The organism is Bradyrhizobium sp. Kon56 (genome assembly GCF_055807635.1).
Map to the genome: position 1 here is coordinate 181,175 of NZ_JBVVOU010000012.1, position 22,978 is coordinate 204,152.

The 22,978-nt window shown below is 65.5% G+C and carries 27 protein-coding genes and 1 tRNA gene; 9 read left to right on the forward strand and 19 right to left on the reverse strand.

What is annotated here, in order from left to right; genetic code table 11:
- Window positions 1-3 precede the first annotated feature (3 nt).
- The 6 genes from AC0L3B_RS20840 to ygfZ all read right to left on the reverse strand — a co-directional run bounded on the left by AC0L3B_RS20840 (window position 4) and on the right by ygfZ (window position 6,701).
- Entirely contained in the window at window positions 4-2,712 is a 2,709-nt protein-coding gene (locus AC0L3B_RS20840; protein ID WP_473380966.1) for a DUF2339 domain-containing protein, read from the reverse strand.
- A gap of 49 nt (window positions 2,713-2,761) precedes the next feature.
- The gene (locus tag AC0L3B_RS20845; RefSeq protein WP_085352597.1) at window positions 2,762-3,730 is read right to left on the reverse strand and encodes an NUDIX hydrolase; all 969 of its coding nucleotides are present in this window, start codon (window positions 3,728-3,730) and stop codon (window positions 2,762-2,764) included.
- A gap of 205 nt (window positions 3,731-3,935) precedes the next feature.
- Complete coding sequence (locus AC0L3B_RS20850) at window positions 3,936-4,442, reverse strand: tyrosine phosphatase family protein (RefSeq protein ID WP_007607206.1); 507 nt, start codon at window positions 4,440-4,442, stop codon at window positions 3,936-3,938.
- Between the two features lie 143 nt (window positions 4,443-4,585).
- Complete coding sequence (locus AC0L3B_RS20855; protein WP_247298954.1) at window positions 4,586-5,200, reverse strand: YfbR-like 5'-deoxynucleotidase; 615 nt, start codon at window positions 5,198-5,200, stop codon at window positions 4,586-4,588.
- Window positions 5,197-5,823, reverse strand: a complete 627-nt coding sequence (locus AC0L3B_RS20860) for a DNA-3-methyladenine glycosylase I (RefSeq protein WP_085361347.1) — start codon at window positions 5,821-5,823, stop codon at window positions 5,197-5,199. Before AC0L3B_RS20860 ends, AC0L3B_RS20855 begins: the two co-directional genes overlap by 4 nt.
- Complete coding sequence (gene ygfZ / locus AC0L3B_RS20865) at window positions 5,820-6,701, reverse strand: CAF17-like 4Fe-4S cluster assembly/insertion protein YgfZ (RefSeq protein WP_247298952.1); 882 nt, start codon at window positions 6,699-6,701, stop codon at window positions 5,820-5,822. The genes AC0L3B_RS20860 and ygfZ overlap by 4 nt, the downstream gene beginning before the upstream one ends.
- A 101-nt stretch (window positions 6,702-6,802) precedes the next feature.
- Between ygfZ and AC0L3B_RS20870 the strand changes: the two genes are divergently transcribed.
- From AC0L3B_RS20870 to AC0L3B_RS20890, 5 genes are all read left to right on the forward strand, one after another.
- Complete coding sequence (locus AC0L3B_RS20870; RefSeq protein WP_018458826.1) at window positions 6,803-8,140, forward strand: dihydroorotase; 1,338 nt, start codon at window positions 6,803-6,805, stop codon at window positions 8,138-8,140.
- Window positions 8,141-9,010, forward strand: a complete 870-nt coding sequence (locus AC0L3B_RS20875; RefSeq protein ID WP_085361348.1) for a sulfurtransferase — start codon at window positions 8,141-8,143, stop codon at window positions 9,008-9,010. It abuts the gene before it with no gap.
- A 104-nt stretch (window positions 9,011-9,114) separates the two neighbouring features.
- Window positions 9,115-9,819 (forward strand): RNA polymerase sigma factor, encoded by a 705-nt coding sequence (locus AC0L3B_RS20880; RefSeq protein WP_247338386.1) that lies wholly within the window; start codon window positions 9,115-9,117, stop codon window positions 9,817-9,819.
- Window positions 9,820-9,909: 90 nt separating this feature from the next.
- A complete protein-coding gene (locus AC0L3B_RS20885) occupies window positions 9,910-10,443 on the forward strand; it encodes a DUF4142 domain-containing protein (RefSeq protein ID WP_085352592.1) in 534 nt (177 codons plus the stop codon).
- A 10-nt stretch (window positions 10,444-10,453) separates the two neighbouring features.
- Entirely contained in the window at window positions 10,454-10,771 is a 318-nt protein-coding gene (locus AC0L3B_RS20890) for a cupredoxin domain-containing protein (RefSeq protein WP_018458822.1), read from the forward strand.
- 86 nt (window positions 10,772-10,857) lie between these two features.
- Here the strand turns inward: AC0L3B_RS20890 and AC0L3B_RS20895 are convergent, their stop codons facing one another.
- From AC0L3B_RS20895 to AC0L3B_RS20910, 4 genes are all read right to left on the reverse strand, one after another.
- Window positions 10,858-11,124 carry a hypothetical protein gene (locus tag AC0L3B_RS20895; RefSeq protein WP_007594892.1) on the reverse strand — a complete coding sequence of 89 codons (267 nt, stop codon included), beginning with the start codon at window positions 11,122-11,124 and terminating at the stop codon, window positions 10,858-10,860.
- A gap of 142 nt (window positions 11,125-11,266) precedes the next feature.
- Window positions 11,267-11,644, reverse strand: a complete 378-nt coding sequence (locus AC0L3B_RS20900; RefSeq protein WP_007607220.1) for a TIGR02301 family protein — start codon at window positions 11,642-11,644, stop codon at window positions 11,267-11,269.
- A gap of 47 nt (window positions 11,645-11,691) precedes the next feature.
- A complete protein-coding gene (locus AC0L3B_RS20905) occupies window positions 11,692-12,126 on the reverse strand; it encodes an NUDIX hydrolase (RefSeq protein ID WP_085352591.1) in 435 nt (144 codons plus the stop codon).
- Between the two features lie 18 nt (window positions 12,127-12,144).
- The gene (locus AC0L3B_RS20910) at window positions 12,145-12,645 is read right to left on the reverse strand and encodes a hypothetical protein (protein WP_085352590.1); all 501 of its coding nucleotides are present in this window, start codon (window positions 12,643-12,645) and stop codon (window positions 12,145-12,147) included.
- Window positions 12,646-12,708: 63 nt separating this feature from the next.
- Here AC0L3B_RS20910 and AC0L3B_RS20915 point away from each other — a divergent pair, with 63 nt between their 5' ends.
- Window positions 12,709-13,464: an SOS response-associated peptidase gene (locus AC0L3B_RS20915; protein ID WP_204513865.1), complete on the forward strand. Its 756-nt coding sequence runs from the start codon at window positions 12,709-12,711 to the stop codon at window positions 13,462-13,464.
- A gap of 11 nt (window positions 13,465-13,475) precedes the next feature.
- Here the strand turns inward: AC0L3B_RS20915 and AC0L3B_RS20920 are convergent, their stop codons facing one another.
- The 6 genes from AC0L3B_RS20920 to AC0L3B_RS20945 all read right to left on the reverse strand — a co-directional run bounded on the left by AC0L3B_RS20920 (window position 13,476) and on the right by AC0L3B_RS20945 (window position 19,382).
- A complete protein-coding gene (locus tag AC0L3B_RS20920; RefSeq protein WP_204513866.1) occupies window positions 13,476-14,669 on the reverse strand; it encodes a CaiB/BaiF CoA transferase family protein in 1,194 nt (397 codons plus the stop codon).
- 36 nt (window positions 14,670-14,705) lie between these two features.
- Window positions 14,706-15,635, reverse strand: a complete 930-nt coding sequence (locus AC0L3B_RS20925) for a glycine reductase (protein WP_204513867.1) — start codon at window positions 15,633-15,635, stop codon at window positions 14,706-14,708.
- A 276-nt stretch (window positions 15,636-15,911) separates the two neighbouring features.
- The gene (locus tag AC0L3B_RS20930) at window positions 15,912-16,493 is read right to left on the reverse strand and encodes an NUDIX hydrolase (protein ID WP_085352586.1); all 582 of its coding nucleotides are present in this window, start codon (window positions 16,491-16,493) and stop codon (window positions 15,912-15,914) included.
- 9 nt (window positions 16,494-16,502) lie between these two features.
- Window positions 16,503-16,946, reverse strand: coding sequence for a GNAT family acetyltransferase (locus AC0L3B_RS20935; protein ID WP_247298947.1), 444 nt, complete (start codon window positions 16,944-16,946; stop codon window positions 16,503-16,505).
- Window positions 16,943-18,370: an FAD-binding oxidoreductase gene (locus tag AC0L3B_RS20940; protein ID WP_204513869.1), complete on the reverse strand. Its 1,428-nt coding sequence runs from the start codon at window positions 18,368-18,370 to the stop codon at window positions 16,943-16,945. Before AC0L3B_RS20940 ends, AC0L3B_RS20935 begins: the two co-directional genes overlap by 4 nt.
- A gap of 22 nt (window positions 18,371-18,392) precedes the next feature.
- Window positions 18,393-19,382 (reverse strand): L-threonylcarbamoyladenylate synthase, encoded by a 990-nt coding sequence (locus AC0L3B_RS20945; protein ID WP_204513870.1) that lies wholly within the window; start codon window positions 19,380-19,382, stop codon window positions 18,393-18,395.
- Between the two features lie 68 nt (window positions 19,383-19,450).
- Here AC0L3B_RS20945 and AC0L3B_RS20950 point away from each other — a divergent pair.
- A tRNA-Pro gene (locus tag AC0L3B_RS20950) sits at window positions 19,451-19,527 on the forward strand.
- Between the two features lie 198 nt (window positions 19,528-19,725).
- Here AC0L3B_RS20950 and AC0L3B_RS20955 read toward each other — a convergent pair.
- The 3 genes from AC0L3B_RS20955 to AC0L3B_RS20965 form a co-directional block, all read right to left on the reverse strand.
- Window positions 19,726-20,052, reverse strand: a complete 327-nt coding sequence (locus AC0L3B_RS20955; protein ID WP_085352582.1) for a hypothetical protein — start codon at window positions 20,050-20,052, stop codon at window positions 19,726-19,728.
- A 220-nt stretch (window positions 20,053-20,272) separates the two neighbouring features.
- Complete coding sequence (locus tag AC0L3B_RS20960) at window positions 20,273-20,497, reverse strand: hypothetical protein (RefSeq protein ID WP_026233665.1); 225 nt, start codon at window positions 20,495-20,497, stop codon at window positions 20,273-20,275.
- 161 nt (window positions 20,498-20,658) lie between these two features.
- Complete coding sequence (locus tag AC0L3B_RS20965) at window positions 20,659-20,838, reverse strand: hypothetical protein (RefSeq protein ID WP_371258555.1); 180 nt, start codon at window positions 20,836-20,838, stop codon at window positions 20,659-20,661.
- A 258-nt stretch (window positions 20,839-21,096) separates the two neighbouring features.
- On the opposite strand from AC0L3B_RS20965, the gene AC0L3B_RS20970 reads away from it, so the two are divergent.
- Window positions 21,097-21,531, forward strand: coding sequence for a hypothetical protein (locus tag AC0L3B_RS20970; RefSeq protein ID WP_247298945.1), 435 nt, complete (start codon window positions 21,097-21,099; stop codon window positions 21,529-21,531).
- A gap of 233 nt (window positions 21,532-21,764) precedes the next feature.
- Window positions 21,765-22,724 (forward strand): N-carbamoyl-D-amino-acid hydrolase, encoded by a 960-nt coding sequence (locus tag AC0L3B_RS20975; protein ID WP_085352581.1) that lies wholly within the window; start codon window positions 21,765-21,767, stop codon window positions 22,722-22,724.
- The last annotated feature ends 254 nt before the right edge of the window (window positions 22,725-22,978 follow it).

The window sequence follows — 22,978 nt, forward strand, 5'->3', positions numbered from 1 at the left end:
CGCTCACGTGCTCGTCTGCGAAGCCGGCGGCGGTGCGATCTGCCGCCGGAACAGGATACGCTGGTAGAGCCAGCCGATCGCGACCAGCACGATGCCGAGGCACATGAACGATAGCGCGCGGTAGACGCCCGTCAGCGTCGACATGTCGATGACGAATGCTTTCAGGATCGTCAACGCGATCACGACGGCCGATGCCAGCCGCGCCCGCTCCGAATTGACGAGAATGCCGACGCCGAGCAGCACCACGCCGAAGCCGAGCCAGCCGATCGAATAGGTATATTGCTCGGCGCCCGTCGTCGCCCCGGAGGAGAGGATCGGGCCGTGATAGAAGCGGCGGATCTCCAGCGTGACATAGGTCAGCGCGAACAGCAGCGCGCCGCCTGCAATCGTGTTGGCGTAGGCCTTGCCGCGTTCGCCGGCCACGGCATAGGACAAGAGCAGCATCAGCACCGCCGGCAGCGCGTAGCCGAGCAGCAGCAGGTTGAACACGGCGCCACCGACGTCGGTGCGCCATAGCAGCGGGTTCTCCAGGAGCAGGAGGCCGAACACGCCGACGAGCCCGCCGATCACCGTGAGCACGACCGCGCCGACATTGTGCACGACGCTGCGGCTGCGCAGTCGCAGGCGTTCCAGCCCGATCGCCAGGGCGAGCGTGATGCAGACCTGGAGGGCGAATTCGAGCAGCGAGGGTGCTGACGTCATGTTGCCGCCGGTCGCAAAATGGCGGATCTCCATGAAGGCGAGCAGCGCGGTGAACAGGATCGCGGCGCTCTCGAGCATGCGCAGCGGGGCGTCGTCGGCGCGGCGGCGCAGGAACAGGCTCGCCGCCCAGAACGATGCCGCCGGCAGGCCGTAACCCCACAACAGCCAGTTGAAGATCGGCGTGGTTCCGACGGCGTCGCCGACGATGCGCGGATCATAGCCGATCCGTGCGGTGACCAGCCCGGCGAAGATCGCGGCGAGCCAGCGCAGGAACGGGATCGGCCGCTGCATCGAGATCCAGGCGGTGCCGAGCGACATCAGCGCCAGTGCGATCGTGAGCCAGCCCTTCTCCAGCGCAAACGTCAGCGCCAGCGCCAGTGCACCGAGCGTGCCGGTCGCAAACAAGGCCGTGGAGATCATGGCGCCCGGCCGGGTCTCGCGGCGTGCAAGCGCTTCGGTGGCCGCGCCGAAGGCGGCGGCGAGCAGCACCGCGAGGATGGCGAACGGGATCGAGCGATCGAGATGCGCGATGCGTGCGTAGAGCGCGACCAGGATCGCGATCGGCGTCGCGACCCCCGCGACCGACCACACCACCGGAATGATCGCCGAGTTCGAACGTCCCTGCGCGAGGAAGCCCGCGATGCCGAAGCCGGCGGCGAAGATCGCCGCCATCACCAGATGCAGCGTCACCGCGCTATCGATCGCCGTCGGTGCGATGTCGGCCATGGGACCGCCCGGCAGCACGAGCATGTCAGGATTGGCGCGCACCGCCCATTCGGCGAACACGACGAAGACGGTCGCGGCGGCGGCGCCGAGCGCGCCGGTGGCCGCCGGCGCGCGCCAGGCGACAAGCAGCGTCGCGCCGACCAGCAGCGTGAAGGCCATCAGCGCCAGGTCCGCATGGGCGCTCGACAGCACGATCAGCATCGCGCCGAACAGATAGGCACCGAGTGAGCCCGACGAGACCGGCTGGATCTCACCGTCCTCGATCGTCGGGCCGAACATGAAGCCGCAGACCACGAGAAGAGCGGCAAGAACGAATCCTGCGATCACATGGAAAGCGTGCGGCGCGACCTGCAGGTCGCTGGTATCGAGCCCCGGAAAGATCCAGAGCACGGCGAAGGCGATTGTCGTGACCGCAAGCCAACGCCACAGCCGGATACGGGCAAGGCCGAAGCTCGCGGCGGTGACGACGGCGAGATAGATGTAGAGCGCCCAATAGTCCGGCTTGCCGCTGGAGACGAGGATCGGCGTCACGAAGGCGCCGACCACGCCGAGGCCGGCGAGCGCGGGCCCGTGCAGGAGCGCGGCAGCCAGCGTGCCGAGCGCGACGAGGCCGAGCAGGACGAAGGCGGTCGCGGGCACGAGGAAGCCATAGAGCGCGTACGCCGCGTAGATGGTCGCAAATGCCACCGCCGTACCGGCTGCGGTGAGGATAGCGGGAATGTTGGCGATCGGCAGCGCGGCGATGTTGGAGATGCTCTCCTTGCGCCGTGACCATTCGCCGGCGCCCAGCAGCGCCAGCGCGAACACGCCGCCAAGGAACACGCGCACGCCGGGGCCAAGGAGGCCAGCCTCGATCGAATAGCGCACCATGAAGAAGCCGCCGAGCGCGAGCGCCAGGCCGCCGATCCAGACTACCCAGCGCGTGCCGAGCCGTTCCTCGAACCCGGGCGCGGGTGCGGGCAGCGGCGGCGTCGCGTCGGCCTCGGTGCTCGCTTCGAGCGGAGGCGGTGAAATATCTTCGGTGACGAGCGGGGGCGGCGCCTCGGCTTCCGGTTCGGCTTGGGGCACAAGCGGCGGCGGCGCTGCGGAAGTTGTGGGGGGCGCGTCAGCCCACACATCTGCGGGGATCAGCGGCGGCTGCACGGGCCGTTGCGCGCGGAACATCTCTTCGAGCGAGCTTAGCCGTCGTCGCAGTTCAGCCGCCTGGCTGGAAGCCTTGATCGCGATGATGAAGGCGATGATCGCAATGATCAGCGCGAAGACGTCAAACGGGCCGTCAGACATAAAGCCTCCAGGCAACCGGCGGGCAGGGGCCGATCACGCATATCTCGGGTTAGCGCCGGGAGCGTACGCGCAAGCCCGGCGCGGGTCGCTCCTGAAGCACGTCGCGACGGAAGCGGTAGAGCGCCGCCGGACGTCCGCCCGTCTGTGTCGACATCACCCCGGTCGGTTCGACCAGGGCTTCCATTTCGACCAGGCGGCGGAAATTTTGTTTGTGCAGGTGTCGGCCGGAGATCGCCTCCACCGTATACTGCAATTCGGTAAGTGTGAATTCGGCGGGCAAAAGTTCAAAGACCACAGGACGATACTTCAGTTTTGCACGCAGTCGCGCGACCGCTGTCGCAAGAATCCGGCGGTGGTCGAAGCGCATGGATGTGCCGAGCGCGGACAGCGCCTTGCGCGCTAATGCCGCAGGGCGACCGTCGCGCCGCGCTTCCTCGACCAGCCCTGCCTCGTACAGGAGCTCGTAGCGGTCGAGCACGCGCTCCTCGTCCCAGGACGCGCCGTCGAGACCGAAATAGAACCGCACCCGATCCTTGCGCGGCAATGCGCGCGTCGTCTCCGGCGTCTCCTCTTCGGCCCAGCCGGTCAATGCCGGGATGATGTCGTCCGCGATGATCGCGGGCGGCCCCTCGCGCCAGTCCTCCCAAGGCAGGAAGCGATACCACGGCGCGAAGCTCGCACTCGTGGCTGCCAGTTCGCCGCCGAAGGCGCGCGTCAGTGCGAGATAGCCGATCGACACCATGTGCGCGCCGGTGTCGCCAGCCTCGGCATGCCGGCCGCGATCGCCGAACGTGTAGAGCTGCTCGACATAGCCGAGCCGCAGGCCCGTCTGTTCCTCGACCCACGCCCGCAGCCCGATCTCGAAAGTGCGATGGCTCGGCGCATCGAACGGGCCGAACGGCAGGCCGGCCAGGCCGTCACTGTCGCGCGCGGTGAGGATCAGCGGTTCGTGATCCTCAATCGCGACGATCGCGGCGGTCAGGCCGATCTCGATCGGCGTCAGCAGCTTTTCGCTCATGCGATGGCGATCGCCGGTGCGGCCGTGAACTGGTCATGCCCGGGCTTGTCCCGGGCATCCACGTTCTTCGTGCCGCAGCAAAGGTCGTGGATGGCCGGGACAAGCCCGGCCATGACGATGTGGAGGCGTCTGCGTAAAGGCTCGCATGCGATTGCTCTGCTCGCAAGCGGGAGAGGGGGCACACCTGTGCTGTGGTGCGCAACTGTCATTCGAGCTCGATCACGAAGGGGCGGCCCTCGACCATCATCGCGCCCGGGCCCATCTCGTCGAGTGCGCGCAGCATGCGGCCGTTGCGCCCCAGCGCACGGTCGGCAAGGCCGACGATGCGGCGGTTCGGTGAGGCGATCGGGGACGCCGCCCGGATCTTCTTCGCGATCTCGGTCTCGTCGCGATTCGGATTGAGTGCGCACACGGCGGCAAAGGCGCTCGCGGTGGAGCGGCTGATGCCGGCATAGCAATGCACCACCAGCGGCGCGTCGCGGTCCCAGCCGCGCACGAAGTTCAGCACCTGCTCGATATGCGTTTCCGACGGCGCGACGAAGCCGTCCATCTCCTCGGTGATGTCGTCCATCGACACCTTGAGATGGTTGGCCGGCAGCACCGACACCGGCCGCGCCACCTGTTCGACATTGGCCATCACGGTCAGCACGTGGCTGGCCTTGGTGAGGCGGACGGTTTCGGGAAGGGCGGCGAGGGAGCAGACGTGGATCATGGCGGACCTTTTTCCGCAGATTATAGCGAGCGTTGGCGGGGTGGGCAAAGCGAAGCGTACCCACCACTTTCGTCTCATTGCGCAAAACAGTGGGCGGCAAGGGCCCCCTTGCCCGCCCTGCAGACTCTAACCCACGACAACGATCACGCAAACACGGCGCCAAACCGCTCCAGAAACTGCTTCTCGGCCCGGGCAGCCGTCCAGGGGGTGAGATAGTCGCGCCGGACGCTGTCGGACAGGCCGGGATCCTTGCCGAACAGGCGCTTGGCCTCGCTCTCGCTGAAGCCGGCAAGCGTCGTTGCCTCCAGATAGGCCGCGCCGCGATCGGCGGCCTTGATCGCCAGCGTGATCTCGTCCGGCAGTACCGGCGGCAGGCCAAAGCGGATGTGAATCGCGCCGAGCAGACGTTTCTCGACCGCCTTGTAATGACCGTCGAGCACGGCCTTGAACGGCGAGATCATGTCGCCGATCACATATTCGGGCGCGTCATGCAGCAGCGCGGCAAGCTGCATGCGCTGATCCACGCGGGGATTCTCGTGCCGCATCACGGTTTCGACCAGCAGCGTATGCTGCGCGACAGAGAAGATGTGTGCGCCGATGGTCTGGCCGTTCCAGCGGGCAACACGCGCCAGCCCATGCGCGACGTCGGCGATCTCGATATCGAGCGGGGAGGGATCGAGCAAATCGAGCCGCCGGCCCGACAGCATGCGTTGCCAGGCGCGGGTGTCGGCGCCGCGGTCCGTCTTCTTCGCGCTCATTTGGCCTTGAGGCGCGGCTTGCGCTGCGACTTGCCGCAGCTCGCGTGACAATGGCAGTCGACGAGATGATCGTTGACCATGCCGGTCGCCTCCATGAAGGCATAGACGATGGTCGGGCCGACGAATTTGAAGCCGCGCGAGGCCAGCTCCTTGGAGATCTGCATGGAGAGCGGCGTCGAGGCAGGCACGCTCGCGGTGGTCTTGAAATGATTGACCTTGGGCCTTCCGTCCATGAAGTCCCACAGGAATTTCGAGAAGCCGGGGCCCTTCTCCATGATGGCGAGATAGGATTTCGCGCTTGATATCGCGCCGTCGATCTTGGCCTTGTTGCGCACGATGCCGGCATCGTTCATCAGCGCGTGAACCTTCTTCTCGTTGTAGCGTGCGATCTTTTCCGGCTGGAAATCGTCGAAGGCTTTGCGAAAATTGTCGCGCTTGCGCAGGATCGTGATCCAGGACAAGCCGGCCTGGAAACCGTCGAGGATCAGCTTCTCATAGAGCGCGCGGTCGTCATATTCCGGCACGCCCCATTCAGTATCGTGATAGGCGACGTAAAGCGGATCTTCGCCGGGCCAGGGGCAACGCGTCTTTCCGTCGGGATGCAGGCGAGGGGCACGGCTCATGCGATGGGTTGCTTCGTTGGAATGCGCACGACGTCTGGTTCCGCAAGCCTCACAGCGAGCCCACCGGCAGTCAGCGCCTGTCCCGCATCGAGCGCATCGGCGACGCGGTCGATGCGCACCAGCGCGATACCCTTTCCTTTCGCCGACGAGCCCATCGTGCCGACCGGCTTGTCGCCGGCCATGACGCTGACGCCGGGCTCAGGCGAGAAATCCTCGAGCAGCACCTTCACGCTGCGGGTGCGCGCGGTGCCGCGATGCTGCATGCGCGAGACGACCTCCTGGCCGACATAGCAGCCCTTGTCGAAATCGACGCCGGAAAGGCGGTCCATGTTGGTCTCGTGCGGGAACGCATCGCTGTACGTGAAATCGAGCCCGCCGCGCGGCACGCCGAGCGCGATGCGGTGGGCCTCGTATGCGGCGGCGTCGACGAGCTCGGCGCCGATCAGATCGGACAGCTTCTGTTTGAGATCTTCGGGGATGAGGATGCGGTAGCCGAGGTCCCCATTGCGCGGATCGGCGAAGGCGAGGTCGGGCTGGGCCGCGGGCTTGCCGTCCCAGGCCGCGAGCACGCCGAGATCGTCGGACAGGTTTTCCACCGTGACCTTGGCGCGCAGCTTGTAGAATTTCAGCTTGGTGGCGAGGCCGTCGGCAAGCGGCTTCAGGCAATCGATCAGGAACCCGCCGCCATGGCCGGCAGGCGCTTCCGTGATCAGGAAGTCCACGATGATCTTGCCCTGCGGCGTCAGCAACGCGCCGAATCGGCCCAGGCCCGGCTTCAGCTTGTCGACATCGGTCGTGACGAGGCCATTGAGGAAGTTGCGCGCATCCTCGCCCGCGACCTTGATCACGCCCCGGTCCGGAAGAAACGCTGATTTCATACGAAAATCTCTTGCGACATGTTGCTCCGGAACGTAAGCCCGCAAGGCAAAAACGACAAGACCTCAAGCCCTGCGCTTGGGGACGAGAGAGGCCTTCAGCCATGACCCAGCGTTTCGACGTGATCCTCAAGGGCGGCACTGTCGTCAACCAGGACGGCGAGGGGACCCGCGATGTCGGCGTCGTCAACGGTCGCATTGCCGAGATCGGCGCGCTGTCGCAGGCTTCCGCCGCGGAAGTGATCGACTGCAAGGGCCTGCACATCCTGCCCGGCGTGATGGATACGCAGGTGCATTTCCGCGAGCCCGGGCTGGAGCAGAAGGAAGACCTCGAGACCGGCTCGCGCAGCGCCGTAATGGGCGGCGTCACCGCCGTGTTCGAGATGCCAAACACCGCGCCGTTGACCGTGACGGAGGCCACCTTCACCGACAAGGTGAAGCGCGCCCATCACCGCATGCATTGCGACTTCGCCTTCTTCATCGGCGGCACCCGCGAGAATGTGCAGGACCTGCCGGTGCTGGAGCGTGCGCCCGGCTGCGCCGGCGTGAAGGTGTTCATCGGCTCCTCGACCGGCGCGCTCTTGGTGGAGGATGACGAAAGCCTGCGCCGCATCTTCCAGGTGATCCGGCGCCGCGCGGCGTTCCACGCCGAGGACGAATACCGCCTCAACGACCGCAAATCGCTGCGTATCGAGGGCGACACGCGCTCGCACCCGGTGTGGCGCGACGAGACCGCCGCGCTGATGGCGACGCAGCGGCTGGTGAAGCTCGCACACGAGACCGGCAAGCGCATCCACGTGCTGCATATCTCGACCAAGGAAGAGATCGAATTTTTGCGCGACCACAAGGACGTCGCCTCCTGCGAGGCGACGCCGCATCATCTCACGCTGGTTGCGCCCGAATGCTACGAGCGGCTCGGCACGCTGGCCCAGATGAACCCGCCGGTGCGCGGCGCCGATCACCGCGCCGGGATCTGGCGCGGCATCGAGCAGGGCATCATCGACGTGCTCGGCTCGGACCACGCCCCGCATACGCTGGAAGAGAAACAGAAGACCTATCCGGCCTCGCCCTCCGGCATGACCGGCGTGCAGACGCTGGTGCCGCTCATGCTCGACCACGTCAATGCGGGTCGGCTGTCGCTGGCGCGTTTCGTCGATCTCACCAGCGCCGGCCCCGCGCGCCTCTACAACATGGCCTGCAAGGGGCGGATCGCCGCCGGCTATGACGCCGACTTCACCGTCGTCGATCTCAAGCGCAGCGAGACCATCACCAACAAATGGGTCGCGTCCAAGGCCGGCTGGACCCCCTATGACGGGTTGCGCGTCACCGGCTGGCCCGTAGGCACCTTCATCCGCGGCCGCCGCGTGATGTGGCAGGGCGAGCTCGTGACGGCCGCGCAAGGTGAGCCGGTGCGGTTTCTGGAGACGCTGAGGGAGGAGTGAATGACCGAACCGACACCCCTCATCACCACCGAGCAACTTGCAGCCCAGCTCGGCGATCCCAACCTGCGCCTCTACGACTGCACGACCTACAACGAGCCGGTGCCGCCAGGCAGCGATGTGCCCTATCGCGCCGTGCCGGGCGATAAGACGTTCGAGGCCGGCCATATTCCGGGGGCCGATTTTCTCGACCTGCAAGGCGAGTTCTCCGACGCCTCTGCGCAGCAATTCTTCATGATGCCTGATGTGGCCCAGCTGGAGGCCGCCTTCGGCCGCCACGGCCTCGATGCATCCAAGTCCGTCGTGCTCTACAGCATCGGCACCATGATGTGGTCGACGCGGGTCTGGTGGATGCTGCGCTCGCTCGGCGTCGACGCGCGGGTGCTCGACGGCGGCCTCGACAAATGGAAGGACGAGGGACGCCCAGTCGTAACAGGCGCCCCGAAGGGCTATCCGGCCACGACCTTCAAGGCCACACCGCGCGCAGGCTTCTTCGTCGACAAGAATGCAGTGAAGGCGCGGCTGGGCGATCCCGCGACTGTTATCGTCAACGCGCTCGGTCCCCAATTTCATCGCGGCCTCGAGCCGAGTCGCTACGGGCGGCCCGGCCGCATTCCCGGCAGCGTCAACGTATCAGCGGCAGTTCTCACCAATGCCGACAAGACGCTGACGACGCTCGCCGATGCCGAAGCCAAATTCGCCGCGGCAGGCGTCACCCGCGACAAGAACGTGATCTGCTATTGCGGCGGCGGCATCTCGGCGACGATCGACCTGCTGCTGCTGACGCAGCTCGGCTACGACAAGCTGACGCTGTACGATGCCTCGATGGGGGAGTGGGCGAAGGATCCGGCGCTGCCGATCGAGACGGATTAGGACATTCCTTGGCCCCTCCCCAGGGGAGGGACAGAAAGTTGGGAACCTTTCCCTTGGGGCGGCATCCAATGTCCGGAACGAAGCCAAACGAGCAGGTGACCGCCATGCCACGGATCGCAGCCGGCCTGTCCGCCGGCGCCAAGACTTCAGAAATCAGGACATTGGAAGCCGAACTGGTCGAGCGGGCGCGGGGCCGTGACGAGGCCGCGCTGCGCGAGATCATGCAGGCCAACAACCGCAGGCTCTATCGTCTGGCGCGCGGAATTCTGCGCAGCGACAGCGAAGCCGAGGATGTCGTTCAGGAAACCTATGTCCGCGCTTTCACCCATCTCGACGGATTCCGCGGCGAATCCGGACTGTCGACGTGGCTGTCGCGCATCGCCATCAACGAGGCACTTGGCCGGGCGCGAAGCGCCAGGCCGCAGGTCGAGCTCGGCTCGGTGCCCGAAGCGACGCTCGAGGCGCAGATCATCAAATTTCCCGCTTCTCCCCCAGGCGATCCGGAAAGGACCATGGCCCAACGTGAAATCCAGCGCGTCGTCGAGCGCGCCATCGATGAATTACCGGATGTCTTCCGCATGGTCTTCGTCGCCCGCGTCATGGAAGGGATGAACATCGAGGAGACCGCCGAGCTGCTCGGCGTCAAGCCCGAGACCGTGAAGACGCGGCTGCACCGTGCGCGGACCATGCTGCGCGAGAACGTCGAAAAGGAGATCGGTCCGGTGGTGATGGATGCGTTCCCGTTCGCCGGGTGGCGCTGCGAGCGGCTGACCGTGTCAGTGCTGAAGCGGCTTGGCATCGGCGGCTGAATTTTTCGGGAACGTTTGCGCGAGAATTCCATCCAACGCCTGTGAAGCAACGCGCCGGCAAAACGTCCGGCACCACAGGAGTGTCAAACCATGTTCGTTCGTTGGACCACGGCGATCGCCGCTGCAATTTTGTTGTCGAGCCCCGCGCTGCTGCAAGGCGCCAGAGCAGCCGACAAGCTGACCGATCCGCAGATCGCCCATATCGCCTACACCGCGGGCGTGATCGACATCAACGCAGCCAAGCAGGCGCAGAAGAAAGCCAAGAATAAGGACGTGAAGGCGTTTGCCGAGGACATGCTGCGCGACCACGAGGCCGTCAACAAGCAGGCGCTCGCGCTGGTCAAGAAGCTGAACGTCACGCCTGAAGACAACGACACCAGCAAAGCGCTGTCAAAGCAGGCGAGCGAGAAGCTCGCCGAACTGGACAAGCTGAGCGGTGCGGCCTTCGACAAGGCCTATGTCGCGAACGAGGTCGCCTACCACAAGACGGTCAACGGCGCGCTGGAAACCCAGCTCATTCCGTCCGCCAGCAATGCCGAACTGAAGAGCCTGCTGCAGACCGGCCTGAAAATCTTCCAGGGCCATCAGCAGCACGCCGAGCACGTCGCGGCGGAGCTGAAATAGGGAGGCGATGATGCTGGGACGATTGTCCGCGATCGCGACAGCGGTCCTGCTCGTGGCGGTGGCCGTCCCGGCGCACGCTGCGACCATCGAGATCACGATGGAGAATCTCGAAGTGTCGCCGAAAGACGCTTCGGCCAAGGTCGGCGACACCATTGAATGGATCAACAAGGACGTCTTCGTCCACACCGCGACAGCCAGGAACGGCGATTTCGACGTCAACCTGCCGGCGAAAAAATCAGGGACGTTGGTTCTGAAGAAGGCGGGCACGATCGATTATTACTGTCGCTTTCATCCCAACATGAAAGCGACGCTCAAGATCGAGCCGTAACGGGCTCGGAGCGTATTCCCGACCGAAGCTGGCCCCGCCTACGTGGCGGGGTCATTTTCGGCAAGGCTTACTGCCTGGAGAAAGACTTACTGTCTGGAAATGTCGACCGAGAATTCGCCGTTGCGGATGCGGCCGGGAAAGCCTTCGACGAACTTCGCCACCGCGTCCTCGCCATAGGTGCCGACGAGCTCGGCAAGGGCCGCAAACAGGCTCGCCTGCGCCAGGCAGTCGCCGTCGACGCCATCATGGCGCGCTTCGGCCCAGGCCTCGTTGAGATAACTCAGTGCGGCCTGCTTCTGCTCGTGATCGGGCAGCGGCGCGCGTGCGGGAGCGTAGGACACTGGATGGCTCATGAAACTCGTCGGGGCTGGGGCGCAATCCACGGCGATGCGCTGTGCGAGAGGTGTAGCACGCACGTTAACGCCCGCTAGGCCACATCTTTAGGAACGGTTAACGGCTGTGTACAAAGTCGATGACAGGGTTCCCGCCGCTGTCTCAGTTCGCGTAACGCGCCGTGAGATCGCGCGAGATCTTGGCGCCTTCCTCGATATAGCGGCGGATCGCCACCGTCGCGGCCGGCGTGCAGCTCCGGTAGGTCTGCTGAAAACCGTTATAGCCGCGGTTGAAGCCGGCGATCATGCGGGTGCGGCGTTCGCCGGCGGGGGTTTCGGCATCGATCAGCGCCTGCATCTCGCTGCGCCATTTGTTGCCCTCGTTGGACCCGCAGATGCCGCGCAGATAGTGCAGCCCGCCGAGGATCTCCGCCAGTCGCTGCAAATCGCCGTCAAACGGCGCTGCCCCGTCCTGAGCCCTCGTGGGCACCGAGGCGCAGGCGAGAATCAGGGCAAAAATGGCCAGAAATCGCGTTGACATCGGCCGGGTGTATGCCTCCTCGGGGCGATAGACGCAAGGCGGGGCCGTCAGGGGCCCATCAGCCGGTGAGCGGACTGGATGACCTCTTCCAGCCCGCCGGTCAGCTTGAGGTCGCCAAGGCTCGCCAGGGCCTTTGGGGCGATCCAGCGGTAGTCGTCGAGCTCGTCGTTGAGAACCGGCTCCCGGGCCACCCAGCGGGCGGCAAAGGACATGATCAGGTAGTGGCCGGCGCCGGCCGCGGCCGGCAGCACTTCGCGCCAGCCCGCGAGGCCAATGATTTCGATATCTAGCCCGGTCTCCTCGTCGATCTCGCGCGCCAGCGCCTGGTGCAGCGATTCGCCGAACTCGACCCGGCCGCCCGGCAGCGAATAGAACCCCTTTGCCGGCGAGCGTGCGCGACGGGTCAGAAGCACCTTGCCGTCACGAAAAATCGCGGCACTGACCGCGATCTGGGGACGGGTGGGCTGAACGATCGCAGCCATGACTTCACCTGCTCGGGCTCAGTTCGCCATGATGTTGTCGACGTCGGCTTCCGCGCCGCCATTGATGATGCCGCCGCAGGCCGCGATCAGCGGCTTGACCCAGTGGGCGGCCTGCTCGGCGAGGCGAACGCGGGTCGTGTCCTTCTCGACCTCGCGCATGGCCGAGCCGACCGCCGTCAGGATCGAGGTCATGGTGTCGGTGAGGTGGTCGAACTGGGCGCGCACGTTCGGGTCGGCCTTTTCATAGGCCTCGATCGCCAGATCCCGGGCCTTGAAGTTCGAGGCGGTGAAATGCTCGGCATAGGACAGCGGCGACCAGGTCAGAAAATCTTCCGCGCATTCCGGCATGTCGGGGACCATTTCCAGCAGCATCACGGCTTCATTGAAATGGTTGAGATAGTCGGTGGCAAGCCCGGTCCGCGGGTTGATGTTGGCCACGCGCAGCCGCTCGGCCCAGGCTGCAGCCTCGGGCCCCGTCTGTCCATGCATTCGCGCCGGCTGGGAGACCGTTGAGCTCATCTGCCGCAGTGTTAACGTTCGGGGTTAAAAGGACCTGAACGGACCCTATATAGGCCCTCAAGGATGTGTGGACGCTTCGTCATAACTTCGGCCCCCGCGGCTTTGCGGCAACTGTTCGGCTACATTGAGCAGCCGAACTTCCCGCCCCGGTTCAATGTGGCCCCGACACAACCGATTCCGGTCGTGCTGGGCGAGAACGGCGCGCGCCATTTTCGCCTGATGCGCTGGGGTTTGCTGCCGGGTTGGGTCAAGGATCCCAAGGGATTTTCGCTCCTGATCAATGCCCGTTCCGAGACGGTGCTGGAGAAGCCCGCTTTCAAGAACGCGATTCGCCGGCGCCGCGGCCTGATTCCGGCCGACGGCTATTACGAATGGAAGGCGGAGGGTGGCCGCAAGCAGCCCTTCTTCATCCATCGCGCCGACGGCGCGCCGCTCGGCTTTGCAGCGGTGTTCGAGACCTGGGTCGGGCCGAACGGCGAGGAGCTCGACACGGTCGCGATCGTCACGGCGGCGGCGAGCGAGGATCTCGTCACGCTGCATGATCGCGTGCCCGTCACCATCAGCCCGCGCGATTTCGAGCGCTGGCTCGACAGCCGCAGCGATGACCTCGATGCGGTGTTGCCGCTGATGACCGCCCCGCGCATCGGCGAATTCGCCTGGCACCCGGTCTCCACCCGCGTCAACCGCGTCGCCAATGACGACGACCAGTTACTCCTGCCGATCAGCGCGGAGGACATGGAGGCGGAGGCGCCGAAGAAGAAGGTGGCGCGGAAAGCGGCGGCCGGGCCGGCCGATGACGGGCAGGGGTCGTTGTTTTAGGCGCTTCGCCCTTACACGATCTCCCGCGCCCGTAGTGCCGCGATCTCCGCTGCGTCAAATCCCAGCTCGCCCAGCACCGCATCCGTATCCGCGCCGAGCTCCGGCGCCATCCGGTCGAGCCTGCCGCCGCCATGCGCGAGCTTGAATCCGCTGCCGGCGAAACGAAGCCGGCCGTAGGGCGTATCGAGTTGCTGGATCGCGCCGCGCGCCTTGATCTGCGGATGGTCGATGACTTCCTCGACTTTCCAGATGCTGGCGCAGGGCGCGCCGGCGTCTTCCAGAATGGTCTCCCATTCGCGCGCAGGCCTTGCCGCGAGCGCCTCTTCGATGATGGCGCGCAGCGCCGGCTCGTTCTCGTTGCGCGCAAACCAGTCGGCAAAGCGCGGATCGCTGAGCGCGTCCTCGCGGCCGAGCGCAGACATCAGTGCGCGATATTGCTTCTCGTTGTTGACGGCGAGCAGGATGTGACCGTCGCCGCATCTAAACAAATTCGCCGTGGTCCTGCGGCTGACGGCCTGATTCCCCGACAGCTGCTGGCGATGGCCCGCGACCGACCAGTCCGCGATCTGCCCCGACAGGAACGCCATCGTCGCCTCCAGCATGGAGACGTCGATGAGCTGGCCCTTGCCGGTGCGGTCGCGCTGGTAAAGCGCGCTCGACACGCCGAACGCAGCGGTGGCGCCCGACAGCACGTCGCACACCGCAAAGCCGGCGCGGGTCGGCCCAGTCTCGGGATGACCCGTGATCGCCATGATGCCGGACAGCGCCTGCATCTTGCCGTCATAGCCGGGGCGCAGCCGGTCCGGACCGGTCTGGCCGAAGCCGGACACCGCGCAGTAGATCAGCTTCGGATTGATCGCGGACAGCGCCTCGTAGCCGATGCCGAGCCTGTCCATCACGCCGGGGCGGAAATTCTCCATGACGACGTCGACTTGCGCGGCGAGCTTCTTCACGATCGCGATCGCATCGGGCTTTTGCAGATCGAGCGTCAGGCTGCGCTTGTTGCCGTTGATGGCCTGGAACGCCGGCGCCAGCCCGCGCTCCGCCCATCCGCGTGACAGCGGCGTGCGGCGCATGTCCTCGCCCTCGCGCCGCTCGACCTTGATGACGTCGGCGCCCAGCAGCGCGAGCTGGTAGCTCGCATAGGGGCCGGCCAGCACTTGCGTGAAGTCCAGGATCTTCACGCCCTCGAACGGTCGCGTCACGTCGCTCTCCCTGTTTGTTTTGGTTGTCGGAGGACGTCAGGCCGCGCGATTGCCGCGCGCGATCTCCTTCTGCTTGTCAAATTCGGCACGGCGGCGCGCCAGCTCTTCGGCTGAGAGCTGCGCGACGTTGTTGTAGTCGAGCTTCCAGGAAGCGTCCTCGCTCCAGCGCAGCGGCGACTGCATCGTGGTCTGCGGGCCGCTCGCGGTCTCCAGCAGTCTGAGCGCCAGCTCGAGCGTCTGCGCCTGCGAGGCGATGTCGTGCGGCTTGCCGGCGGAATTGCCGAGCGGGAAATCCGAGAACAGGAAGCGCGGCACGCCGGCGTGCTCGATGATGTCCTTGGCGCAGCCCATGATCACGGTCGGAATGCCGTTCGCCTCGAGATGCCGGGCCACCAGCGCCGTGGTCTGGTGGCAGACCGGACAGTTCGGCACCAGCACGGCGACATCGACCTTGTCGGCAAGGCAGCGCGCCAGAATTTCCGGCGCGTCGGTGTCGAGGGTGACGCGATGACTGCGGTTGGTCGGCGCGCCGAAGAAGCGCGGCGCCACCTCGCCGATGCGCTCCGCCGCGCTCGCCTTCAAGAGTTGCGGCAGCGGAAACCAGGTGCCGTTGTCGGTGGCCGTGGTGTGCTTGCGGTCGTAGCCGATATGCGAGATGCGAAGGTCGTGGGGCTTCGCCGTGTCGCCCTCATAGACCTGGTAGAATTTCGCGCCGCCATTATACGCCGCGCTCGGTCCCTGGTCGCCCTTGGTGGGGTCGTATGGCGCGGCGGTCGTGATGATGGTGACGCTTGATTGCGACAACGGCTTCTTTAGCGGCTGGAACGGCGCCTCGGTGTAGTGAGCCCAGCGATACGCCGTGGTGTAGCCAATCGCGGCGTAATAGTCCCGCGTGCGCTGCATATAGGGAACGGGGGCGTCATAGTCGGGCGCAAAGCCGAATTCGTCGTCGCGCGAAGCGGACATGGGGCGCGTCTCCTGGTTCTTGTTGGCGACAGACTAGAGATAGTCGGGGGTGAGCTCAACGGGGGGCGGGGCAATGCAGGTCAGAATTGCACTGATAGAGCCAGGTCCGCTTTTTCCCCTCTCCCCTTGCGGGCGAGGGTGGCTCGCCGCGAAGCGGCGAGACGGGTGAGGGGTCTCTCGCGTGCTCAACTGCATGAGATGCGCGCGCGGACAGAAACCCCTCATCCGCCGCTTCGCGCCACCTTCTCCTGCAAGGGGAGAAGGAAGGAAGACAACCTACCGAAACACATGCAGCGCCACATGCTGCAGCAGCATGATCGCCTTGGCGTCGATGATACGCCCGTCCGCGATCATCGCCAGCGCCTCGTCAATGCCGAGCTCCAGCACCTCGATGTCCTCGCCTTCGTGTTCGAGGCCGCCGCCGTCGCTGACCCGCATCTCCGGCTCGTACTCGGCGACGAAGAAATGCAGCTTCTCGGTGATGGCGCCGGGGCTCATAAACGCTTCGAACACCTTGTGGACGTGGTGCAGGCGATAGCCGGTTTCCTCCTCGGCCTCGGCGCGGATGCGCACCTCGGGCGAGGCGTCGTCGAGCACCCCGGCGGCGGCTTCGATCAGGAGATCGTCGTAACCGCGGATGAAGGCCGGCAAGCGGAATTGCTTCACCAGGATCACCGTGCGCCGCGCTCGGTTGTAGGGCAGCACGGCGGCGGCGTTGTCGCGCTCATAGGTCTCGCGGTGCTGCGTCTGCCATTCGCCATTGGCGCGCCGGTACTCGAACGTGGTGGTCTTGAGGGGGGTCCAGCCGTCCGAGAGCACGCGGACGTCCTTGATGCGAACGCGGTCGGATATGGTCATGCTTCGATCTCAGTTGCTTGGCGTTGTGGTGCGGCCGTCGATCCACTTCTGGAACATCACCGAGGTCGATTCCTCGAAACCCAGCGACTGGTAGAACGCATTGGCCTGCTCATTGCCGCGCCGGACCAGCAGCTGGAGCTTCAAAATTCCAGCCGCGCGCAGCCAGTCTTCGGCCGCGGCCATGATCACTCGGCCGTAGCCACGCTTCCGGCTATCCGGATCGACCGCAACGTAATAGACCCAGCCGCGATGGCCGTCATGGCCCACCATGACGGTGGCGACGATGGCGCCGTTGTCGCGGCCGAGCAGGATGGTGGAATTGTCGCGCCGTCGCGCCAGCGCGATGTCGGCATGCGGATCGTTCCACGGCCGCGTCAGCCCGCAGCGCTGCCACAGCGCGACCACGGGCTCGACATCGGCCTCGGTGATCGCGTCGATCTTGAGCGCACTCACAGCACTTTTCCCGGGTTCATGATTCCAAGCGGATCGAGCATCGCCTTGAGCTGTCGCATCAACTCAATTGCGGTCTTGTCCTTCACGTCGGGCAACTCGTCGCGCTTGAGCACGCCGATGCCGTGCTCCGCCGAGATCGAGCCGCCCATACGCAGCACGATGGCGAACACGACCGCGTTCATCTCGTGCCAGCGCGCCAGATAGTCCGCGGTGTTGGCGCCGATGGGCTGGCTGACATTGTAGTGCAGATTGCCGTCGCCGAGATGGCCGAACGGCACCGGCCGCGCGCCGGGAATCAGCTTCACCACGGCTTCATTGGCCTCGGCGATGAAGGCCGGCACGGTGGCCACCGGCACGGAGATGTCGTGCTTGATCGAGCCGCCCTCCGGCTTTTGTGCTGACGACATTTCGTCGCGCAGCTTCCAGAAGCCGGCGCGCTGGGTCAGATTGGCCGCGATCACCGCGTCGTCGACGATCTCGTCCTCCATGGCGCGGCCAAGGATCGTTTCCAGCGGCGTCCGGGCGTCATCGCCGGGCGACGACAATTCCATCAGCACGTACCAGGCATGCTTTTGCGCGAGCGGATCGCGCACGTCGATGCCGTGGCGGATCGAGAAATCGACCGCCATCTCCGAGAGCAGCTCGAAGCTCGTCAGCGCATTGGCGGCCTCGCTTTGCGCGATCGCCAGCAGCTTCAGCGCGGCGTCCGGCGACTTCAGCCCGACGAAGGCGGTCTCGATCGACCGCGGCTTCGGAAACAGCTTCAGCGTCGCCGCCGTGATGATGCCGAGCGTGCCTTCGGCGCCGATGAACAGGTTGTGCAGATTGTAGCCGGTGTTGTCCTTCTTCAGCTTCGACAGCACGTTGAGCACGCGACCGTCCGCCAGCACCACCTCGAGCCCCAGCGCCATCTCGCGCGCGACGCCATAGGCCAGCGCGGCCGTGCCGCCGGCATTGGTCGAGAGATTGCCGCCGATGGTGCAGCTGCCCTCCGCCCCCAGCGACAGCGGAAACAGCCGGTCCACGTCCGCGGCCTTCTGCTGCGCGATCTGCAGCACGACGCCGGCCTCGCAGGTCATAGTGTTGGAGGCGGTGTCGATCTCGCGGATCTTGTCGAGCCGGCGCAGCGACACCACCACCTCGCCATTGTGCGGGGTCTGGCCGCCGACGAGCCCGGTGTTGCCGCCCTGTGGCACCAGCGCGATCTTGTGCTCGGAGGCGAGCTTGCAGATTGCGGCGACTTCCGCGGCCGAGCCCGGGCGCAGCACCAGCGGCGAGCGGCCGTGGAATAGATTGCGCTCTTCGGTGACGTAGGCCTCGATGTCGGCTACATCGGTGATGGCGTGCCTCTCGCCGACGATCTTGCGGAATTGTTCGATCAGCTCGGGCGCAAGCGGAGGGGTGGCGGGATGATTAATGTTCATTGTCTTGTCTCTTGCTTCGCTCTTATCGCGCCACAGCCGCCCGGCGCAGCCGGTCGTTGATCGCTTCGCCCAGATCCTCTTCGGGGATCGCCATCACGGCGATCGCCCGCGGCCCCCTAGCATCGAGGGCGCGAAGATAGCCGAACAGATTGGCGGCGGCTTCATCGAGATCGCCGGTGGGCGACAAATTCATGACGGCGACGGCGGCCTCCAGACCAGGCAGGCGCGCCGGGCCGAACGCCAGCAGCGCTTCGCCCGGCGCGACGTCCAGCGCATTGAGCCGCACATGGGCGTGTGGCGCGTAATGCGAGGCCAGCATGCCCGGCGCCAGCGGCTGGCTGTCTTCGCTGTCGGTCTCCGCGGGCAGTCGCGCCAGCGCTGCACCAAGCACGGCCTCGATCCGCTCGCGAGACAGCCCGCCGGGCCGCAGCAGCATCGGCGCCGCAAAACAGCCGACGATCGTCGATTCGACGCCGACCGTAACAGGCCCGCCGTCGACGATCAGGTCGATCCGCCCCGCAAGGTCGCTCTCGACATGGGCCGCCAGCGTCGGCGAGACGTGGCCGGAGATGTTGGCGGACGGCGCCACCACCGCCCCGCCAAAGGCGCGCAGGATCGCCTGCGCCACCGGATGGGCCGGAATGCGGATCGCGACCGTGTCGAGGCCCGCGGTGGCAAGCTCGGCCACCGGGCAGTTTTCCGTCTTCGGCACCACCAGCGTCAGCGGCCCCGGCCAGAACGCCTCCGCAAGGCGCAAGGCGCAGGCGTCGAATCGTCCGATCCTGCGCGCGGCCGCGAGGTCGGCGACATGCGCGATCAGCGGATTGAAGGCCGGCCGCCCCTTAGCGGCGTAAAGATGGGCGATGGCACTGGCATTTCCGGCGTCCGCCCCGAGCCCGTAGACCGTCTCGGTCGGGAACGCGACCAGCCCGCCGGCTGCCAATGTCCGGGCGGCAGCTTCCGCGCCGGTCTCGCCGGCCGGTAAAATCAGCGTTTCAAGACCCGTTTTCACAGGGATAAGATTCCTCAGCTCGGCCGCTTGCGGTGCGCCAAACCCGACGCTATAAGCCGGCCTCTTGTCGGAGTGTGGCTCAGCCCGGTAGAGCACTGCGTTCGGGACGCAGGGGTCGCAGGTTCGAATCCTGCCACTCCGACCATTCTTCCAAAAGTCGACGTTTTTCTAGAGGCTCGTTCCCAAGCTTGGCGGACCAGCCGCCGGCGCCCGGGAGCGTCTTCTTGCAACGATTTTCAGGGCGGGTCCACGGCCGATTTGGCCGGACAGGGCGGTCTGTCGCGGTGGCATGGCTCGGCATTGCCTGTTTCGATAACTCGGCGTTGCAAGCTAGGTCAGAGGACTACCGCCTCGCCACCAGCACGCCGACCATAAACGCAATCATCAGCGCCGGCAGCGGCGCCTCACGCACCATGCCGCGAACGACGTGGGTCCAGTGCTGCTCCGGGACGAGGTTCGGAGACCTGATCTCCGGCGTTGGCGTGATGCCCCATTCGGAGGCGAGTTCGGCAATCTCGCTTGAGGCAAGCCGGACGCCGTCGCGGACGCGGAAGATGGCGGCATCCGCGCGCTCGCGCGGCGCAAGCAACATCATCGTCGTGACGGCCGTACGCAGGGTCATCTCGCCGTAGCCTTGCAGCCTGACCGATTCCTCAGGGTCGGACGTCATCGAAAATACCTCACAGCGCCAAATGCCTTACAAAGCGAAGTGGCGCGCGATGGTGAATGCCATCGTCGCGCACAGGACCAGCGTGGATACCGCGCCGGCCACGCCGCGCGCGAGATCGGCCCGCGTCAGGTGCCTGGTCATGATTTTGCTCCATGCTCGGCATGGCAATGGCGGGGAGGCGGCGTTGGTTCCTGCGCGACGGGCGAATCGCGAACGCCGGCTATTTCCGCAGGAGCTCGCTCAGCGCCGCCGTCGCCTCGGCGCAGCGGATGTCGTCGATCTCGCGCGACAGGCTGAGCGCAGTCGATCTGAGCTCTTCGACCTTCCAGCTCTCGGGGTGCTGAGTCTCGAGTTGACCGAGCCGCTTGTTCAGATCGTCCAATCTGGTTTGCAACTGTTCGACGCTGGCGGCCCCATTCACCACCCAGACTCTTTGCGCACGCATCGTCGTTCCCCTGCTCGTCTCACGGCGTTGTGAGAGGGGTTCGTGGCCGCAATGGGAGTTTCTTTTGTCCGGCTTCAGACGGACGGGAACCGTTGCAGATCGGCAACGGGAGTTCCTTCGCGTTAACCTGGGTGCGACGGGAGCCAATCGCCGTCGCCGCATCAGGCCGCGCGCGGCCGCTCCGTCGATCGCTTTTCGAGGCGGCTTTCGAGAATCGCGATGCTCACCCGGATATTGTCGCGCCGGGCCCGCAGGTTCTGCGCTAGCATGGGGTAGGCGAGGTTTTGGGGATCGGAGATTCCGGCCTTCCGTTCTTCCTCCAGAATGTCGGCGTCGATCATTTGCAAGCGCCAACGCAGATCGGAGATCAATGCGTGGAGCTGTGTCGGCATGGTCGCTTCGAAACGGGACGTCGGGTGCATGATCGCCTCACGATGAGACAGACCCACTGCGGGTCTGAGGGATTTGACTCCCGTGCAGCAAGCGGAATGCCAGTGGGCGGCTGAGCGTCTCCCACGATTGCTCGACAGCGCACCGGAACGATTGCCACTCTTTCCCGTTGCTGCAGGGGCCTCGACAACGAGGCGATCGAGGGACCCATGCCGCTCATCCGCTATTTCGTCTTCACCGGCGGCGCTCTGCTCGCCCTCCTTTTCCTCGCCGACCGGTACATGACCGCCCCCGTGAGCGCCGCCGCGCCGGCCGAGCCAGATCGGTCGATTGTGCGCGTTCATTCCGCGCAAACCTGGCCTGAGAAGATCGTCCTGGACACCAGCGTGCGGCAAATATCGCTGTCCAAAGCCGAGTCGGTTCCGCCGACTCCCGCACCTGCCGTCGCCGACGCGCTTCCCACGCAGGAGAAGCCCCGCCAAGCTTTTGCAATGGTGGCGCAGCCTGATGCGACGCCGAAGCAAGCAGCTCGGACCGTTCCGAACAAGCGCAGTGCGGAGAGGCACCGTCGACGCCAGCCCTCGCGCATGGCGGCGCGCGATCAGACGATGTTCTTCAACGAACCTGCATCGGCGGGTTGGTAAGTCGCGCTCCGTGAGATGCATCTTCCCCCCGGTAGGCGTGTAGCTGCCTATGCTCGATCGCCTGAGCAGCACGAGCGGAGGTTTGCGAGATTATCTGTTCTCGGTACTTTCCACATGACGGTCGGGCTGCCTCTAGGTTGGGCACCGTGCCGGACAGCGAGGCTGTGCGCGCGGCGCATCGCGCGATAGTCTCTGCCGCGACCTGACCCGGGAAGCGGACGAGGGAAAGATTCGTGACGAGATTTGTGACGATCGCGGCCGGCCAGCTTGGCCCTATCGCGCGAACCGAGACCAGAACCGCGGTCGTGGCGCGCCTGATGGCCCTGATGCGCCAGGCGCACGCCAACGGCTGCGACCTGATCGTCTATCCCGAGCTCGCGCTGACCACGTTCTTTCCGCGCTGGTATTTCGAGGATCAGACGGAGATCGACAGCTTCTTCGAGCGCGAGATGCCAGGGCCGGAGACGAGAGCCTTGTTCGATCTCGCGCGCGAAACTGGTATCGGATTTTACCTTGGCTATGCCGAGCTGACGGTCGAGGCCGGAATTGTGAGGCGCTACAATACCTCCATCCTGGTCGAGAAGAGTGGCGCCATCGTCGCCAGATATCGCAAGGTTCATCTGCCCGGGCATGCCGAGCATGAGCCCTGGCGCGAATTCCAGCATCTGGAAAAGCGCTATTTCGATCCAGGCGATGGCTTTGGCGTGACCGAGGCCTTTGGCGGCGTGATGGGGATGGCGATCTGCAATGACCGCCGCTGGAGCGAGACCTACCGGGTGATGGGCCTGCAGGGCGTCGAGATGGTGATGATCGGCTACAACACGCCAGTGCACAATCCGCCGGCGCCCGAGCATGACGATCTCTCGCTGTTTCACAATCATCTGGTGATGCAGGCTGGCGCCTACCAGAACGGCACCTTCGTGGTGGGCGTCGCCAAGGCCGGTGTTGAGGAGGGCGTCGACCACATCGGCGGTAGCTGCGTCATCGCGCCCTCCGGCGAGATCATCGCGCGATGCACGACCAAGGGCGACGAGATCGCGCTCGCCCGTTGCGATCTCGATCTCTGCAACTCCTACAAGCGCACCACTTTCAATTTCGACGTTCACCGTCAGCCGCACGCCTACGGGATGATTGTCGAACGGAAGGGAGTGACACTCATGGCGGACGGAACGCCGGTGCGAACGAAGCGGTGAGCTCTGGTAGCCCGGGTGAGCGCAGCGACACCCGGGACCGCTGTCGCTTGTGGCAAGACCCCGGATGTCGCTTCGCTTCATCCGGGCCACGGGACCGCGCCTGTGTCGCCCCCGTGTCAATCCGCTCTCACAAAAATATTCCGCTTTACCGAAATTCGGAATTGGCGTATGTGTCGCCCATCCCGGCTCATCCTTGAGGGGCGATCTTGTGGTCGTCATGTTCGCGAGCCGGGCTTGCGGTGGACGCGGCAGCG